This window comes from Sandarakinorhabdus oryzae, assembly GCF_009733735.1.
Classification (GTDB): Bacteria; Pseudomonadota; Alphaproteobacteria; order Sphingomonadales; family Sphingomonadaceae; genus Sandarakinorhabdus; species Sandarakinorhabdus oryzae.
In genome coordinates, this window is sequence record NZ_WNJP01000317.1 from 1 (window position 1) to 1,442 (window position 1,442).

General features: G+C 68.6%; 1 protein-coding gene and 1 pseudogene. Both read left to right on the forward strand.

Features of this window, described 5'->3' with window-relative positions; genetic code table 11:
- On the forward strand, nucleotides 1-1,016 hold a 1,016-nt coding region (mnmA, locus tag GJ693_RS15975; protein WP_156257212.1), incomplete at its 5' end, for a tRNA 2-thiouridine(34) synthase MnmA.
- 145 nt (nucleotides 1,017-1,161) lie between these two features.
- A pseudogene (locus GJ693_RS15980) lies at nucleotides 1,162-1,442 on the forward strand (hypothetical protein); the annotation flags it as partial.

Sequence of the window (1,442 nt, forward strand, 5' to 3'; positions counted from 1 at the left end):
TGGCGGCTGCGGCCGGCTGCGACGCGGTCGGCATCACCCTGCAGCTCTATGACCAGGGCGCCGCCGCGCGCCGGCCGGGGGCGTGCTGTGCGGGCGCCGATATCCGCGATGCGCGCGCCGTCGCCGAACGTCTGGGCATCGCGCACTTCGTCGTCGACATGGAAAGCCGCTTTCGCGCGGCGGTGATCGACAATTTTGTCGACTCCTACGCCAAGGGCCTGACCCCGGTGCCGTGCGTCGAATGCAACCGCACCGTGAAATTCACCGACCTGATCAATCTGGCCCGTGATCTCGGCGCCGAAGCACTGCTCACTGGCCATTATGTGCAGCGCCTCGATGGCCCGGATGGCGCCGAACTGCACCGCGGCGCCGATCCCACGAAAGACCAGAGCTATTTCCTGTGGACCACCACCCAGGGCCAGCTCGATTATCTGCGCTTCCCGCTGGGCGGCCTGGCCAAGGCGGAGACCCGCGCGCTGGCCGAGGCCTTTGGCCTGGTGGTGGCGGCCAAGCCGGACAGCCAGGATATCTGCTTCGTGCCCGGCGGTGATTATGCCGCCGTCGTGGAGAAGATCCGGCCCGAACTGGCCTTGCCGGGCGACATCGTCGATGCGGCGGGCAGCGTGCTGGGCCGCCACAACGGTATCCACCGCTTCACCGTCGGCCAGCGCCGCGGGCTGGAACTCGGCGGCCAGGCCGAGCCGCTCTATGTCGTCGGCATCGATGCGGCCACCAACAGGGTGATCGCCGGCCCGCGCCGGGCGCTGGCGGTGGCGGCGGTGCGGCTGGACGGTGCCAACATCCTTGGGCCCACCGAGGGCCCGCTGATGGTGAAGGTGCGATCGATGGCGCCGCTGGCGCAGGGCTGGATTGACGGCGACACACTGCGCTTTGCCGAGCCGCAATATGGCGTCGCCCCCGGCCAGGCGGCGGTGGCCTATGTGGGCGATCGGCTGGTCGCCGGCGGCACGATGGTGGCAACGGTGGCAGCGGAACCCGCCCTGTCAGAAAATTGACAGCGTCAGGATAATGACGGGTCCGGCGTCGGCGCGTTGACGCTTTGCCCGTCAGGATTTTGACGCGCAACTGATTGTTAACCAAGCGCAATCTTTGCGCCTGTTCACATTGCCCGGTTGGCACGCGCCTTGCTGATAAACGGGCATGAGCACACCTGTTCCTGCCCTCCCCGTCCTTCCCTGGTTGCCCGGCCTGGCCGGCATCGACCCTGCCGATCTGGAGATCGTCATTGGCGATCAACGGCACTCCGGCGGATCGCTTGAATCGCCGCGCACACTGGTGCTGCGCCAGGCCAGTGCCGGCCGCGCCCGGCTGCAGGGCAAGTCGCTGCAACTTGATGTGGCCGACGGCGATGACGACTGGGCGCTGGCGCTGGCCGCGGCCTTTGCCCGGCCCGATCGCCCGGCCGCCGCCGATCCGGCCTC